The sequence below is a fragment of the Priestia endophytica genome, assembly GCF_026790145.1.
In the GTDB taxonomy this organism is placed as follows: domain Bacteria; phylum Bacillota; class Bacilli; order Bacillales; family Bacillaceae_H; genus Bacillus_I; species Bacillus_I endophytica_A.
In genome coordinates this window covers 190,816-206,940 of the sequence record NZ_JALAMS010000018.1, presented here as the reverse complement: position 1 = coordinate 206,940, position 16,125 = coordinate 190,816, and the positions used below count along the sequence as shown (strand labels likewise).

Sequence of the window (16,125 nt, the reverse complement as noted above, 5' to 3'; positions counted from 1 at the left end):
TTTTTTTTATTGAGGAGGATTATATGATTTCAATACTTTATCTCTTACATACTTAAGATGTTTATACATCTGTTGAAAAGCATCAATTGGATCATGGTTACAAAGAGCATTGTAGATCGCTGTATGATGCTCAGCTGTTAATTTTGGTTCTCTAAACGTTATTTCATTATCCGTTTTTTCATGTGTAAGGAGCAAAGAATGAATCATTCCTTCTACAATTTGATTGTCTGCACTAGTGGCAATAATGCGGTGAAATTCTTTATCAAATTCACCATAGTTGTGGTCTTTGCTGTTTTCAATATTTTCAATTGTTTTCTTCAGCTGATGAAGTTGTTCATTTGTTATTTTTTCAGCAGCCATTGTTACAAGACCAAGCTCTAACGTCATGCGAGCTTCCACAATAGCAGGTAAGTTATCAACTGCAAGAGCAAGCATAACTGAAAAAGGCTGTGTACCTACTTTGTTATTAAAATATGTACCATCGCGTGTTTTTCGCGTAATAACCCCTAATATCTCTAAAGCACTTAAGGCTTCTCTTAATACAGGCCTGCTAACATGGAGAACGTCAAGAAGCTCCATCTCCGTTGGAAGTTTGTCACCCGGTTTCAGCTGTCCGCTAATGAGAAGCTCAATAATTCTGTCAACAACTTGTTTAGCAAGGGTATTTCGATTCACAGATTTAAAGGAAACCTTCTTCATTGGCCCCGTCATACGTATTCCTCCTTTTTGAATCCTACTTCTTCTATTATAAGAAAGAATGTTGCATATTACCAATCTATCCTCCAAAATTATGTTTGCTTTTCTTTGTATTCGTATTATAAGGAAAAAGCTCGAACAATATGGGAACTGTTCGAGCTTTCAAGAACATTTGTTTTACCTTTTGTTATCGAACTAAACAAGGACGCTTGTTATCAAATTTCCAATCCTTAATTAAATATTGCATTGCCTTTGCATCGTCTCTTGCTCCAAGACCCATCTTTTCATACAGCTCATGGGCTTTTCCGATTTCTTCCATATCAATTTCTATACCAAGACCAGGGCGATTTGGTACTTCTACAACCCCTCCTTTAATTTGGAACGGCTCTTTTGTTAATCGTTGACCATCTTGCCAAATCCAATGTGTATCAATTGCCGTAATATTCCCAGGTGCTGCGGCTGCCACGTGAGTAAACATCGCTAGTGAGATATCAAAATGGTTGTTTGAATGAGACCCCCATGTTAATCCCCACTCGTGACACATTTGAGCCACTCGAACAGAACCTTGCATTGTCCAGAAATGTGGATCTGCTAGTGGGATGTCAACAGATTGGAGCATAATAGCATGACCCATTTGGCGCCAATCTGTTGCAATCATATTTGTCGCTGTTTGCAAACCTGTAGCTCTTCTAAATTCCGCCATTACTTCACGTGCTGAATATACCCCTTCTGCTCCACATGGATCTTCAGCATATGCTAAAACGTCATGTTTATTTTTACAAAGAGAAATGGCTTCTTCAAGTGACCATGCTCCATTTGGATCAAGAGTAATTCTTGCATTTGGAAAACGTTTGGAGAGGGCTGTAACAGCTTCAATTTCTTCTTCCCCTGCTAGCACGCCACCTTTTAACTTGAAATCGTTAAACCCGTATTGTTCGTATGATGCTTCAGCAAGACGGACTACCGCTTCTGGTGTTAGTGCTTCTTCATGGCGAAGTCTAAACCAGTCATTTTTTTGATCTTCTTCACTTCTGTATGCTAAATCTGTCTTTTTACGGTCTCCTACATAAAATAAGTAACCCAACATCTCCACAGACTCTCTCTGCTGACCTTCTCCTAGAAGAGCAGCAACAGGAACACCTAAAAACTTCCCAACAAGATCTAAAAGGGCTGCTTCTAATGCAGTAACAGCATGAATTGTAACGCGAAGATCGAACGTTTGAAATCCGCGCCCGGCTGCATCTCTGTTTGCAAATTTCTCCCGTACGTTATTCAAAATAGCGTTGTACCGCCCAATTCTCTCCCCAATAACAAGTGACTTAGCATCTTCAAGGGTCTTTCTAATTTTTTCTCCTCCTGGTACTTCGCCAACGCCCGTATTTCCTGCACTATCCTTTAGAATAACGATGTTTCGTGTAAAAAAAGGACCATGTGCTCCGCTTAAATTTAATAGCATACTGTCATGACCTGCAACAGGAATTACTTCCATACTTGTAATATGTGCTGTTTTCTCTTTTTCTCCTTGGATCCCACTGTTTTGAATTGCGTAATTTGTCATATCCATTCACTCCCCTTTATTTTTGAACGCGCTTACATCTTAAGATTGCTTTCAGGTTTCATTCCTGCACCTTTTAACTCGACTCGTTTAATTTCACCAACAAGAAGCAAGTAGCTTAGAATAGCAACAATCGCATTTGCTCCGACAAAAACGAGTGCTCCGTTGAAAGAGCCTGTCGCATTTACAATATATCCGATGATGATAGGTGTTGTAATAGAAGCAATGTTTCCAAATGTATTAAAAAGTCCGCCGCTTAATCCCGCAATTTCTTTTGGCGACGTATCTGAAACAACAGCCCAGCCTAATGCACCAAACCCTTTTCCGAAAAACGCAAGTGACATAATCACAACCACAAGCCACTCTGCATCAACATAGTTACAAGCAATCATACTGCAGGAAAGCAGCATTCCAATTACAATTGGCGTTTTACGTGCAAAGGTTAAAGAACGCCCTTTTTTCAAGAAGAAATCAGATACAATTCCTCCTAGCACCCCACCGACAAATCCGCAAATTGCAGGCAGAGAAGAAATAAATCCGGCTTCTAGAATAGACATGCCGCGTGCTTGAACTAAATAGACAGGAAACCATGTTAAGAAAAAGTAAGTTAGTGTTGTAATGCAGTACTGCCCAAGATAAACTCCAACAAGCATCCGATTTGTTAGCAGCTGCTTCACTTGAGACCACTGTGGCCCTTTTTTTGCTTCTTTCTCTTTTCCTTCTTTTCTTTCTTTTCCTTCTTTTCTTTCTTTTCCTTCATCCATATCAACTAAGCCGCCGCCTTCTTCTATGTAGGCTATTTCTTCCTTAGTTATACGAGGATGTTTTTTAGGACTATGAATAACTTTTAACCATACGGCCGCTAGAATCATTCCAAGGACACCCATCACAATGAAAACCATGTGCCAGTCAAATCTATGTACAATCCATGCCATCAGCGGTGAAAACAACACTAAGGCAAAGTACTGAGCGGAATTAAAGATTGCTGAGGCTGTTCCTCTTTCAGATTTTGGAAACCACGAAGCAACAATCCGACTGTTCCCTGGAAATGAAGGAGCTTCAGCAAGCCCTACAATAAAACGCAGGCTGAATAACATAATTATAGCAATTCCTGCGCTAAAAAAGCCGATGAATCCTTGAAAAAAAGTAAAAAGAGACCAAAAGAAGACACTTGCGGCAATGACTATCTTTGAACCAAACTTATCTAAAAGCCATCCACCAGGAAGCTGTCCAATAACATATGCCCAGCCAAATGCTGAAAAGACGTACCCCATTGATACAGCACTTAATCCAAGATCTCTTTGTACAGAGTCACCAACAATTGAAAGCGTTGCACGGTCAGCATAGTTAATTGTCGTTAAAACAAAAAGCATAAAGACAACAAACCAGCGAACCTGACTTTTTCTTGTAGTTTCGATGCTTAATTTTGCTTGACCCATTGTTATCCTCCCCTTGCACTATGATCTAGCGCTTTCCCCATGTTCCCCCTTGATGCTTATCCTTATTGTAAAGCGCTTCCTCTTTATACAGATGGAAGAAATCACCCCGCTTTTCTTCCATCTATATATTGAGGCGAAACTATTTATCCTTTAACAAAAACCGTCTTAATAGCTGTGAAAAATTCTTTCGCTGCTTCTCCTTGTTCACGAGAATGTGAGCTTGATTGTTTCATACCTCCAAACGGTGCTTGAAGCTCTACTCCCGCACTTTCTGAATTGATTCGTACAAGCCCTGCATCCATTTCGTTAATGAACGACAGCATAGAGCTAATGTTTGTTGTGAAAATAGAGGCACTTAAGCCGTATTCGACATCGTTTGCAATATGAAGTGCTTCTTCTACACTTTCCACTTTAAGAAGCGCAATAACTGGACCAAAGATTTCTTCTTGAGCAATCGTCATCTTGGAATTTACGTTTTCAAAGATAGTAGGTTGAACATAATAACCATCTTTAAGCTCGCCTTCTGTTAATCGTTCCCCACCAAATAAAAGTGTTGCTCCTTCTTCTTTTCCTTTCTTAATATAGGAAAGAACCGTATTGAGCTGACCTTCATTTGCGCATGGGCCCATCCATGTACCGCTGTCTTCTCCATTACCTACCACAAGTTCTTTTGTTTTAGCTAATAGATTTTCTTTAAACTCTTCATAAACACTACTTTGGACAATAACACGACTTGTTGCTGTACACTTTTGACCTGTTGAACGAAATGCCCCGCTAATTGTTCCATCAACAGCTAAATCTAAATCTGCATCATTTGCTACAATAACCGGGTTCTTTCCACCCATTTCAAGTTGGTACTTCGCTCCACGAGCAAGTGCTTGCTGACCAATTCTCTTTCCAACTCCGTCTGATCCTGTGAAAGTTACCGCTTGAATTCCTGGATGAGTCGCAATACCTTGTCCAATAACAGAGCCAGAGCCTGTTACCATGTTAATGACTCCCTCTGGAATATTAGCTTCTTGAAAACATTGAACAATTTTAGCGCACGTTATCGCTGTTTCGGTTGCTGGCTTAATTACAACCGTATTTCCGTAGATAAGCGCAGGTGCCATCTTCCAAATTGGGATAGCAACAGGAAAGTTCCAAGGGGTAATGACACCAACAACGCCAAGTGGTGCACGGGTTGTAAACATAAGCGCATCACTATCAGTTGAAGGAATCACATCACCTACTTTACGCATACCTTCACCAGCGTAGTAGCGTAATATAGCAATTCCTCGTATTGTTTCACCTTTTGTTTCCCCAAGCGTTTTTCCCATTTCACGCATTGCACAATGAGCGATTTCATCTATTTTCTTCTCCATAATATCAGCAACAGCATACAAATATTGTCCTCGCTCAGCTCCTGATAGCTTCTTCCACTTTTCTTGTGCTGTTGCAGCTGCTTGCACTGCTTCATTTAAATCTTCTTCCGTTGATTTTTGCACATATCCAACAACGTCTGTTGTATTTGCTGGATTAGTAATTTTAATCACTTCACTTGAAGATGAGAAAACTTCTTTTCCATTAATAAAGTTTGGGTACTGCTTTTCCTCTGTACGAATGCTCATAGTTCTCCTCCTTGATTAAGCGTTTACAATTCGTTCAGAATTATGAAAGAACGCTTTTTTGTGATTTTGGATATTTTTGAAATGTTTTTTCAATTACTTTTTCAAGATCACGATAGTCTTCTTTATCAACAGGTACAACAGGTGGGCGCACCGTATTTTTCACAGGCAATCCAATGATCTCCATTCCTGCCTTAATAAGTGATACAGCATAACCTGATTTTCGATGACGAATCGAATTAATGGGTAAAATGACGTTTTGATACAGCTCTGTTACAAGCTCTTGATTTTGAGCTAAGATTGCATCATAAAACATTCTCGAAACATGTGGAATATAGTTTGAAATAGCTGAAGAATATGAATCAAATCCAATTGGAGCATATGCAGGCATTGTCACTTCTGCCATCGGCATTCCATTCAACCATCCTAATCTTTTTCCAATTGTTTGTGTTAACTGAATATTGAGCTCCATATTTCCATGGCCGTCTTTTAAACCAACAAGCTGTGGAAGATCAAGTAATTTTTGAAGTGTTGGAAGCTGCAGAATTGCATTGTCTCTTTGATACACAATTGCATTTAAGCTTGTGGAATCAATAATTGTTTTGAGATATTCATAAAGTCCTTCCTGCTCCCCTTTAATCAAGTAAGGAGGAAGAATTAAATAGCCGTCTGCTCCTTTATTTTCTGAAATCTTCGCCCACTCAAGTGCCGTTGATAAATTCCCTCCTACTCCTGTATAAACAGGTACTTTACCATTTACAACACTTTGAGCCACCTCAACCATTTTCTCATACTCACTTGTATTTAAAGCGTGGAATTCTCCAGATCCACACGCAATGAAAATAGCCTCTAATCCCTCATCTAATAAAAATTGAATATTAGCTTCTAATCCTTTTTCATCTATTTTCCCTTGCTCATTAAATGGAGCAACAGGAAAACCTAGAATCCCCTTTGGTGCTTTTCTTGTAATCGTCATAACTTCTTCCCCTTTCCAAACATTCTGATAATTTACAATTTTATTGTAAGACAAATTAAATTGTTTTGTCAACGGTTACAAAAAATTATTCTTTTCTTTTTTTATAAACCTCTCTATCAAGCTAAAAAAAGAAGGTATTCATTTTCTTAATAAGACTTCTCTACTTTAATATGATATTTTCGTAACTTTCGATAAAGTGTACTTCGGTTAATGCCTAAAAGACGTGCTGCTTTCGAGATATTGCCATAACACTCCTTCACTACTTCTCTAATCTTTTCCTTTTCGCTTTCTTGTAATGACTGTTGCTCTTCCTGCTCTTTAGCTATTGATTTCACTTCAAAATAGTGCGCAATATCTTCTCGCTCTACTCTATCCTTTTCTTCTACAACAACAAGTTTCTCTATAAAATGCTTTAATTCTCTTACATTTCCTAACCATTGTTGCTCCTCTAACATTTTATATACATCATCACTTAAGAAAAATGTTCTTTTATACTTCCCGTTATAATGCTGAAGAAAGAGCTTAGCAAGATAAGAAATGTCGCTTTTTCTATCACGAAGAGGTGGAATCGTAATTGATAAAACGTGTAATCGATAAAATAAGTCTTCTCTAAACGTTCCTTTTTGTACACTTTCAACTAAGTTTTGATTTGTGGCAGCAATAACTCTAACATCTGTTGAGATATATTGATGACCTCCTACACGCATAAATTGTTTTTCCTGAAGCACCCTTAACAACCTACTTTGTGCAGAGGCGTCCATTTCACCTAATTCATCAAGAAATACTGTTCCTCTATGAGCTAGTTCAAACAGCCCTTTCTTCCCTTTGCGTCTCGCTCCTGTAAACGCTCCTTCTTCATATCCGAAAAGCTCACTTTCAAGAAGGGAAGAAGGAAGAGCAGCACAGTTTATAGCAACAAATGGACCATTTCTTCGCTCGCTTTCACTATGAATGCTTTGAGCTAGAAGCTCTTTCCCTGTTCCAGATTCTCCTGAAATAAGAACAGTGGCTTCTGTTTTAGCCATTCTACGTCCTGTTCTTTTTACACGGTCTAACTCTTTAGAAATACCGAACATATCTCCAAAGGTATAAGAAGCTGTCAAGTTTTTGTTTCCTACATCTTTTCTAATTTTCTCCTCCATTTTTTGAATATGTGTAATATCTTGAAAAGCAATCATTCCTCCTACCATCTTTTCCTCTACAATAATAGGGATTTTATGAAATAGAAAAGTTTTTGTTCCGTATATTTTCGTTTCGCCTAGCTCATTTTTCTCCTTCAAATCGTGAAAAGAGTAGAATGGAAAAAGAGTAGAAAGAGATTTTCCAATGATGTTTTTAGCTTCTATTTCTAAAAGCTTCTCTGCTGCTTCGTTAAATACGTTAATCAAGCCTTTATCGTCTACCCCAATTACTCCTTGTGTTGAGTAATCTATCAACGCTTTAAACATCTCCGTTCTCTTCTTCTCTATTTTCCGACCCTTTACAATTCGTTTAGCTTCCAAAAGAGCATTCTTAATGGCAAAGTCTCCCGAATGAATCACACAAGCTTGAAATCCTTTTTTACGTGCATAAACGGCAGTACTCATTCCCCCTACAATAATGTCTGCGTCTTTAAATAAAAGATCATCAACTTTTGTGAAAATATCCTCTTTTTTCTCTAGTTTATAAAGGGAAAGCGACACATTTAAAATAGAGGATAAGCCTTCTACTTCTTCTTTCATATTTTCAAAAGCGAAAAGCGCTATTTTAGGTGAAACAAGACCGGTTTTTTTCTTACTTTCATGAAAACACTTTGCTAAATCTTGCCCAGTAACGCGAATGTCAACAAGCGGAATAGTTAAGTTTTCTTTTCTCAAAAGAGAAGCTGTTCCACCTCTCGAAATAATGACATCTACATGATCATTTTGTAAGCTACGAGCTAGTTTAACTGCTCGCCCAAGCCTTGATAAGTAGATTTCTACTTCCTGTTCTAAAGACAACCTTTTTATCATGTTTTGCCCCATTTTATAAAGAGCTTTATCTGGTGCAATAAAGATTATTTTCCCCAACGTTTTCTCCCCCTTTTCTCCAAAATGGCTATTTTATCTTTTTCGCCTTTTCTTCTCTTTCTCCTTTCTTATCTCTCGTAAAATACAACAAATGTCGCCAACATATGTTGCAAAATGATACACCTATACTTATTCACTTCCTACAATCCTTGAAGAAATCGCTTTCATTTCACTTGGCACGTTTATTGCATATTACAATAATAGCTTTTATAAAAAGGAGATGGAAAAATGTCAATAAGTAAAAAGCAAAAGAGTACCCCTCTTTATATTAAAGTACATGAAAATGATAATGTTGCCATTGTCGTAAATGAAGGTGGTCTTTCAAAAGACACTATGTTCCCATGTGGTTTAAAACTCATCGACGATGTTCCACAAGGTCATAAAGTTTCGCTTACCTCCCTGTCCATTGGAGAACCCATTATACGATATGGAGAAATTATTGGATATGCTCGTGAAATGTTACAAAAAGGAAGTCGTATTAAAGAAAGTGCTGTCTCGCTCCCTGTTCCTCCACCATTAGCAGAGCTTATTCAAGATAGCCCTAAAACAGAAGAAATGGAGCCTATAAACGGATATACGTTCCTTGGCTATGAAAACAACGACGGCAGTGTGGGAACGAAAAATATCCTCGGTGTTACAACAAGTGTCCAATGTGTTGTCGGTGTTCTAGATTATGCTGTAGAACGTGTCAAGAAAGAACTTCTGCCCCATTATCCAAACGTTGACGACGTTGTAGCTTTAAACCATAACTATGGCTGTGGAGTTGCTATTGATGCAGATGATGCTGCCATTCCTATTCGTACTGTTCAAAATTTAATGAAGCATCCAAACTTTGGGGGAGAAGTGATGGTTGTTGGACTTGGATGTGAAAAGCTAACAACAAGTCGGCTTTTATCAAGCGACGATAAACGAGACGTTGTTCTCCTGCAAGAAGAGCAAGGATTTAACGGTATGCTTGAAACGATTATGAAAATGGCTGAAGAAAAATTAAAACGGCTAAATAAACGAGAACGCACATTATGCTCTCTATCCAACTTAGTTGTTGGATTACAATGTGGAGGAAGCGATGCTTTCTCTGGAGTAACGGCTAATCCTGCTGTTGGATATGCAGCAGATCTTCTCGTCCGTGCTGGGGCAACTGTCTTCTTTTCTGAAGTAACAGAAGTTCGTGATGCTGTTCATTTGTTAACACCACGAGCGGCAAACGAAGACGTCCAAAGAAAGTTAGTAAAAGAAATGGAATGGTATGATCGCTACTTAGAGCGAGGAAAAGCTGATAGAAGTGCAAACCCTTCACCAGGAAATAAAAAAGGTGGTTTAACAAATGTTGTGGAAAAAGCACTTGGTTCTATCGTTAAATCTGGAAGAAGTCCAATTGTAGATGTATTAGCACCTGGAGAAAAAGCAACTAAAAAAGGCCTTCACTATGCAGCAACACCTGCAAGTGATTTTGTTTGCGGGACACTGCAACTTGCCTCAGGAATGAATTTGCACGTTTTTACAACAGGACGCGGTACTCCTTATGGTCTAGCAATGGCTCCTGTTATAAAAGTTTCCACACGAAATGCTTTGAAAGAGCAGTGGCATGATTTAATTGATATTAATGCAGGAGAAATTGCAACTGGAAATGCGACAATCGAAGATATTGGCACAGAACTTTTTCATTACATGATTGATGTTGCAAGCGGTAAAAAGAAAACATGGGCAGACTACTGGAAGCTTCATAATGATCTTTGCTTATTCAATCCTGCTCCCCTCACTTAAAAAAACCGTCCTTTTGAAAGGACGGTTTTTCTACGTCATGAAAACATTCCTTTTAAAATATAGTTTGTATACAAACTATATTTACACAAACAATATTAAGATGTATAATAGGAAACATGTGATTTTGATCAGGGGGTATATGAGATAGATGCTAAAGGATGATATTGGATTTTGCACGAGCACAACAAGTAAATTGCTACGAAGTACTGTGACACATTCACTGAAGCCATTCAATATTACAGCTGAACAGTGGACCGTTTTAAAACAGCTTTCTTTTGTTGAACATTTAACACAAAAAGCATTAGCAGAAAAAGCTGACAAAGATCAAGCAACTTTAACGAAAATTTTAGATTTACTTGAGAAGCGTGATCTTTTAAAACGTTTACCAAATCCTGATGACCGGCGCTCTTACCTTATTGAAATTACAAGTGAGGGGCGGATTCTTACGGAAAAAGTTCTTCCACATGTGGAGAATCTGTACACAACAATATTTGATGGGATTTCAGAAGAAAAGCTACGTTCTTTTGTGAGTGTTCTCGAAGACATTCAGTTTAATGTGAAGAATAAGCTAAATTAATTTTTTAAAAAAAGAAAGAAGGTAATATTTTGGAACACGAAAAAACAAAACTTTGGACAGGACAGTATGTGATGATTATCACGATTACATTTTTGTTCTTCCTAAGTCTTCAATCCCTTTTAGGAGGGTTCCCTGTTTTTGTAGGTGATATTAGTAACAATGCCACAACGGGGGGATTAATGACAACAGTTTTCATGATTGCTGCTATCCTATCTCGACCATTTATCGGGATGTTTCTTGAAAGACTAAATATGAAAAAAACAATGCTTATCACTCTTGTTTTTCTTATTGTAGCTGTCGCATTAAGCTTTAACAATGAATCTGTTCCATTTTTAATTGTTTTACGTATTATTCAAGGAATTGGGTTTGGTATCATTACAACTCTTTTAGCAACATTTGCTACTAATTTAATTCCGCCAAATCGTATTGGAGAAGGAATTGGGTACTTTGGGCTTTCAACAAGTATCGGGACATCTGTTGGTCCAATGATTGCTTTATCACTTATTCATGCATACGGTTTTAATGTTCTTCTTATTTTTTCTATCAGTTTAACAGTGTTGACATTTGTCGGTGGAATTGCTCTTCGTTATAAATACACGCCACCAAAAATTTCACATACAAAATCACTTCTTGATCATGCTTTTGCACGAGAGGCACTTCTACCATGTTTTCTTGTCATGATTTTTTATATTACATTTTCCGGTATTGTGAACTATTTAGACGGTCTTGGAGCTGATACAGGTCTTGGAGGAAAAACTTCTTTCTTCTTTCTTATCGTTGGAGCAATGCTTGTCTTAACAAGACCTTTTTCAGGTAAAATTTATGACCAATTTGGACATAAGTTTTTAATTTATCCTGCGTGTATCACAGGTATTATTGGTCTTCTTTTACTTTCACATACATCACACTTTAGTATGCTTGTTCTTTCCGGTATTTTTTATGGAATTGCATATGGAATTATGCAGCCAACATTCCAGGCTTGGGCTGTTAGCCGTGTTACCCCAGATAAAAAAGGAACAGCAAATGCAATGGTTTTAAGCTTTATGGATTTAGGAGTTGCCGTTGGTGCCGTTATTTTAGGGCAAGCAGTTGGTGCCCTAGGATACAGCGCCATGTACGCTTGGTCTTCAATCCTTGTCGTTGCAATGGTTCTTATTTATTTTGCACTCACAACGTTTAAAAAATCTAAAAAAAATACGATCCATACAGAAGTTTCATAACAAAAAGGCGCTAATTCTCATTAGCGCCTTTTTACTATCTATGGAGATGATTCTCTCCGAAAATTATCCTTATCCACGGAAGAAAAAAATCACCGGAATTTTAGCAACCTTCGTTAAAAACCCTCTGCTTCCTGATAGTCAAAAAATAATGAAAGAAATTTTCACTCTTCTTTTCCATATAAATAAACCCTAGCATTATGAGCTCGTGTAAACTTTTCACCTTTAAAACCTCTTTTCAACAGTTCTTTTCGCAAGTAAATCATCAGGGCCCCGTGACTTACAACTAATACATTCTTCCTTTTCACAGCCAAAATTTTGTCTACAACTGATACCACTCTTTTCTTCACTTCTGCTTTTTTCTCCATCTGGGAAGAATGATTACAAAGCCAAGCAAGACGCATAATCACAGCATGACTTTTCACCGAAAGCTTGATGCTTCTTTTAAAAAAAGGAGAAATCGGGATTTCACGGAGCTCAGACCGCACGAAAAGCTCACCATTATAAATTGATTTTGCTGTTGTAAGCGCACGAGGCAAATCACTTACAAAACAACCTGTCCACTCAATACCTAAAAGGTCAATGTTCTTTTCCTCTATGTCTGCTTTATCATATCCTTGTAGCCACTGTTGGAGCTCAATTCTTTCTACTCTTTTCGTAGGATACGGATGATTTACTTTAAAATGACGCACTAACCCAATCTTCATACTTTCCTCACTTTCCATATTTTTCTTCATTATAAAGTAAAAGAGAAAATAATTTAAGAAAAAAGGAAAGAGTAGAAATTTCTATTCTTATTATTCATTAAATTTAAAGACTATATGGTTTGCCTTTTTTCTCAAAATGTTTATCTATCCCTAAAAAAATGGCAGTCATTAAGACTGCCTCGTTTACTACATTTACACCTTATTATGTTTACATGCTTTACTAAAGAATTAGGTATTATGAAATTTTTATTTATCAAAATCAAGATGACGTCCATTCTCCTCCATTCACATGAAAGGTTTGACCAGTTACAAACCGTGAATCATCTGAAGCAAAATAAACATACGTCGGGGCAAGCTCAAATGGTTGACCTTGACGCTGCATTGAATTTTCAACAAGTGAAACCTGATCTGCAGAAAAACTTGCAGGAATGAGAGGTGTCCACACTCTTCCAGGAGCAACCGCGTTTACCCTAATCCCTTTATCTACAAGATTGTTAGCTAATGCACGGGTAAATCCAACATTAGCGGCTTTAGTCGCTGTATAATCAATCAATTGTTTGTTTCCTATATAGGCTACAACAGAAGCTGTATTTATAATCGAACTACCCTTATCCAAATATGGAAGTGCAGCTCTCGTTGTATAAAAGTGCGAGTAGATATTTACCTTAAACGTATCATCAAATTGCTCATCCGTAATATCTAGTAAATCTAATTGTTGAAACTGGATACCAACATGGTTACAAAGTACATCGAGCCTTCCATATTCTTCGATTGTTTCTTTCACGATATTAACGCACTGCTGTTTCTCTCTTAAGTCTCCTGGTAATAACAAACAACGCCTTCCAAGCTCTTCAATTCTGCTCTTTGTTCTGTTCGCATCCTCATGTTCGTCTAAATATGAAAGAGCTACATTAGCTCCTTCTTTAGCAAAAGCGATAGCAATCGCCGCCCCAATCCCACTGTCGCCTCCCGTAATCAAGGCAACCTTTTTTCTTAATTTTCCGCTTCCTTTATAATGTGGATTTTCAATGATTGGTCGTGGAACCATTAGCTTTTCTACACCTGGCTGGCGAAGTTGACGTTGTTCTGGAACTGTAATTGGAACCTCTTCATAGCGTGTTATTTTCCCATAATTAGGGTGCATTGGATAACCTTTTTGTTCATCATGTGACATAAGCAATCCTCCTAATCAACAATCTTCTGGTTACTTTATGTCACAGAAGCCCATATAGTGCAAGATTCTTATTTTTAAAATATGTAAGCTTAGTACGGGCTCAATGCTGTAAAAGTTGAATATGGTAAAGGGAAGTAATGCTTTAAGGAGGTTCTGTATGCTATATTATGAATACAATCCCGAAGTAAAATTATTGTTAGTTAACCACTCAGATGAGAAAGTTCAACTGTTATATAATGCAAATCCATATACTTGGTCAATGCCTAAAATAGGACCTAGACCTCCCTATTATTGTAATCCAAGGTATGAACAATATTATCCTACTATTTAGTAAATTCATTACATCAAAGTCATTGAAAAAGCACCGTAGAAAACAATTCTACAGTGCTTTTTCCTATTGTTCTTCTATAACTTTTCCATCTTTATACACATAGTAGAAACCTACTGTTCCTGTTCCACCTTCATCAATAAACTCCTGACTCGCTACGTGAACACGATAGTACGTTTGTCCATCTTGATCCCCTTTCGATTTCCAATCTGAGCTAAAAACAAATCCCTCTCCAAACTTTGCTTTTGCATATGAGATTGCTTGTTCTTTTGTAAAAGAGTAATCGATCATTGCTTCATCTTGAGCAAGCATGTTCCATGTTTCTTCATCAACAATGCCATCAACCTTTAGACCGTGGCTCGCTTGAAATACTTCAACAGCTTGTTTTGTTCCTGCTTCAAATTCCCCGCTTACAACTGTTGGATATCCTACACGTGTTAATGTTTGTTGAAGTGTTTGAACCTCTTTTGAATGTGAAAGAATGCCTTCATAAAGGACAGTGTTTGTAGCATTTTCTGTTGGTGCTTTTATATTTGTAGTATGAGCTTCTGCGCTCGTTGCAAACGGAGCTGCAAATAGAGCTATTGCAGGTACAACGGCTAACCATTTCTTTTTCATTGTTAAACGTCTCCTTTATTTTCCGTCTTATATGTTACATTACCTAATCGAAAGGATTTTAAACCTATTAAAAAAAGAGAATCCTTAAAAATTAGGATTCTCTTCCTTATCTTATGCTCATTCGTTTAGCCGTAAATCCACACGACTCTCTTACAATAAGCTCATCTGTTAATACAAATTTTTTTCTCTTTAAAGGCTCGCCTTTCATTTGATGAACAAGAAGCTCCATTGCTTTTTTACCAATCTCATATTTTGGCTGATCAATCGTTGTAATGTGAGGTTCAATAATGGAGGACATTTGAAGATTATCAAAACCTACGATAGCTATGTCCTGAGGAACAGATAATCCGCTGTCTTTTGCTGCTTTAATAGCACCAATAGCCATTTCGTCATTAAATACAAACACAGCCGTTGGAGGATCTGCAAGGGACAGGAGGCGGATCATTTGATGGTATCCTGACTCAAGATTTGACTCTCCTTCTTGAATATAAGAAGAATGAATTTCTAAGTCGTGACTTATCATTGCTTGTTTATAACCTTTTAAACGGTCACGGCTCAAAATAACGTTCATTGCTCCTGCAATATGAGCAATTTTTGTATGTCCTAACTGAATTAAATGCTCCGTGACTTTTCGTGCCCCACCAATATTATCAATAGACACTGTTGATACATCTAATCCATCAATATACTCACAGGCAAGAACAATAGGAAATTGTTTTGAAAGCTCTTCAATTTTCTCTTCTTCCATTCGAGCCGTTAATAAAATCATTCCATCAGCTTGTCTTTGAAACATAAGATCCACAAGTTCTCTTTCTTGTTCAACATCGTTTTCTGTATCTCCTAAAAGAACCCGGTACCCGTGCTCTGCAGCTGTATGCTGAATCCCTTTTAAAACTTGGGAGAAAAAGGGTTGTGTAATATCTGGTACAACAACAAGAATTGTTTTTGTTTCTTTTGTTCTAAACTGTCTTGCAATCATATTTGGCTTATAGTTTAGCTCGTGGATTGCCTTTTGAACTTTCTCTCTTGTTTCATCACTCACTAAATGTGGGTGTCTTAAAACGCGGGAAACAGTCGCAGGCGCTACTTTAGCTAGCTTGGCCACATCGCTCATTTTCGTCATACGTTCACTCACCTTTGTATTTGTAGCACATAGTTTTTTATAATGTTCACGTTCACTTTCAACTATTCTATTTTAGCACGTTCATCAAGGACAAAAAACAAGGAAAGCTTTCTTTTCCCCAAAGATGCATGACGGATTAATGGCTTTTGGCTCTATATCCCTCTTCTTATTTTCAACAGAGAAAAGCTATTTTGATATAAAAATTGGTGTGAAACATTATTCAAAAAACGTTTCACACCAGCTGCTTTTAAAGATTAACTATTTGAACTAAACGCTAGCTCTTCTGAAGCTCTTTC

General features: G+C 37.6%; 13 protein-coding genes. 3 read left to right on the top strand and 10 right to left on the bottom strand.

The window, feature by feature from the left end; all coding sequences use genetic code 11:
• Positions 1-6 precede the first annotated feature (6 nt).
• From MOC86_RS14795 to MOC86_RS14770, 6 genes are all read right to left on the bottom strand, one after another.
• On the bottom strand, positions 7-711 hold the full coding sequence (locus MOC86_RS14795) for a FadR/GntR family transcriptional regulator (RefSeq protein ID WP_268584844.1): 705 nt from the start codon (positions 709-711) through the stop codon (positions 7-9).
• Positions 712-883: 172 nt separating this feature from the next.
• Positions 884-2,254, bottom strand: coding sequence for a glucarate dehydratase (gene gudD / locus MOC86_RS14790; protein ID WP_268584843.1), 1,371 nt, complete (start codon positions 2,252-2,254; stop codon positions 884-886).
• Positions 2,255-2,286: 32 nt separating this feature from the next.
• On the bottom strand, positions 2,287-3,690 hold the full coding sequence (locus MOC86_RS14785) for an MFS transporter (RefSeq protein WP_268584842.1): 1,404 nt from the start codon (positions 3,688-3,690) through the stop codon (positions 2,287-2,289).
• A 143-nt stretch (positions 3,691-3,833) separates the two neighbouring features.
• Complete coding sequence (gene gucD, locus MOC86_RS14780; protein WP_268584841.1) at positions 3,834-5,300, bottom strand: alpha-ketoglutaric semialdehyde dehydrogenase GucD; 1,467 nt, start codon at positions 5,298-5,300, stop codon at positions 3,834-3,836.
• A 40-nt stretch (positions 5,301-5,340) separates the two neighbouring features.
• On the bottom strand, positions 5,341-6,273 hold the full coding sequence (kdgD, locus tag MOC86_RS14775; RefSeq protein ID WP_268584840.1) for a 5-dehydro-4-deoxyglucarate dehydratase: 933 nt from the start codon (positions 6,271-6,273) through the stop codon (positions 5,341-5,343).
• A 146-nt stretch (positions 6,274-6,419) separates the two neighbouring features.
• Entirely contained in the window at positions 6,420-8,321 is a 1,902-nt protein-coding gene (locus tag MOC86_RS14770; protein ID WP_268584839.1) for a sigma-54-dependent Fis family transcriptional regulator, read from the bottom strand.
• A 228-nt stretch (positions 8,322-8,549) separates the two neighbouring features.
• Here MOC86_RS14770 and garD point away from each other — a divergent pair, with 228 nt between their 5' ends.
• The 3 genes from garD to MOC86_RS14755 all read left to right on the top strand — a co-directional run bounded on the left by garD (position 8,550) and on the right by MOC86_RS14755 (position 11,882).
• The gene (gene garD, locus MOC86_RS14765; RefSeq protein WP_268584838.1) at positions 8,550-10,085 is read left to right on the top strand and encodes a galactarate dehydratase; all 1,536 of its coding nucleotides are present in this window, start codon (positions 8,550-8,552) and stop codon (positions 10,083-10,085) included.
• Positions 10,086-10,233: 148 nt separating this feature from the next.
• On the top strand, positions 10,234-10,662 hold the full coding sequence (locus MOC86_RS14760; protein ID WP_268584837.1) for a MarR family winged helix-turn-helix transcriptional regulator: 429 nt from the start codon (positions 10,234-10,236) through the stop codon (positions 10,660-10,662).
• A 29-nt stretch (positions 10,663-10,691) separates the two neighbouring features.
• The gene (locus tag MOC86_RS14755) at positions 10,692-11,882 is read left to right on the top strand and encodes an MFS transporter (protein WP_268584836.1); all 1,191 of its coding nucleotides are present in this window, start codon (positions 10,692-10,694) and stop codon (positions 11,880-11,882) included.
• A gap of 161 nt (positions 11,883-12,043) precedes the next feature.
• Here the strand turns inward: MOC86_RS14755 and MOC86_RS14750 are convergent, their stop codons facing one another.
• From MOC86_RS14750 to MOC86_RS14735, 4 genes are all read right to left on the bottom strand, one after another.
• Positions 12,044-12,586, bottom strand: coding sequence for a histidine phosphatase family protein (locus tag MOC86_RS14750; RefSeq protein ID WP_268584835.1), 543 nt, complete (start codon positions 12,584-12,586; stop codon positions 12,044-12,046).
• Between the two features lie 259 nt (positions 12,587-12,845).
• Positions 12,846-13,760 (bottom strand): SDR family oxidoreductase, encoded by a 915-nt coding sequence (locus tag MOC86_RS14745; protein ID WP_268584834.1) that lies wholly within the window; start codon positions 13,758-13,760, stop codon positions 12,846-12,848.
• Positions 13,761-14,154: 394 nt separating this feature from the next.
• A complete protein-coding gene (locus MOC86_RS14740; RefSeq protein WP_268584833.1) occupies positions 14,155-14,706 on the bottom strand; it encodes a peptidoglycan-binding domain-containing protein in 552 nt (183 codons plus the stop codon).
• A gap of 106 nt (positions 14,707-14,812) precedes the next feature.
• A complete protein-coding gene (locus MOC86_RS14735) occupies positions 14,813-15,829 on the bottom strand; it encodes a LacI family DNA-binding transcriptional regulator (protein WP_061805114.1) in 1,017 nt (338 codons plus the stop codon).
• Between the last annotated feature and the right edge of the window lie 296 nt (positions 15,830-16,125).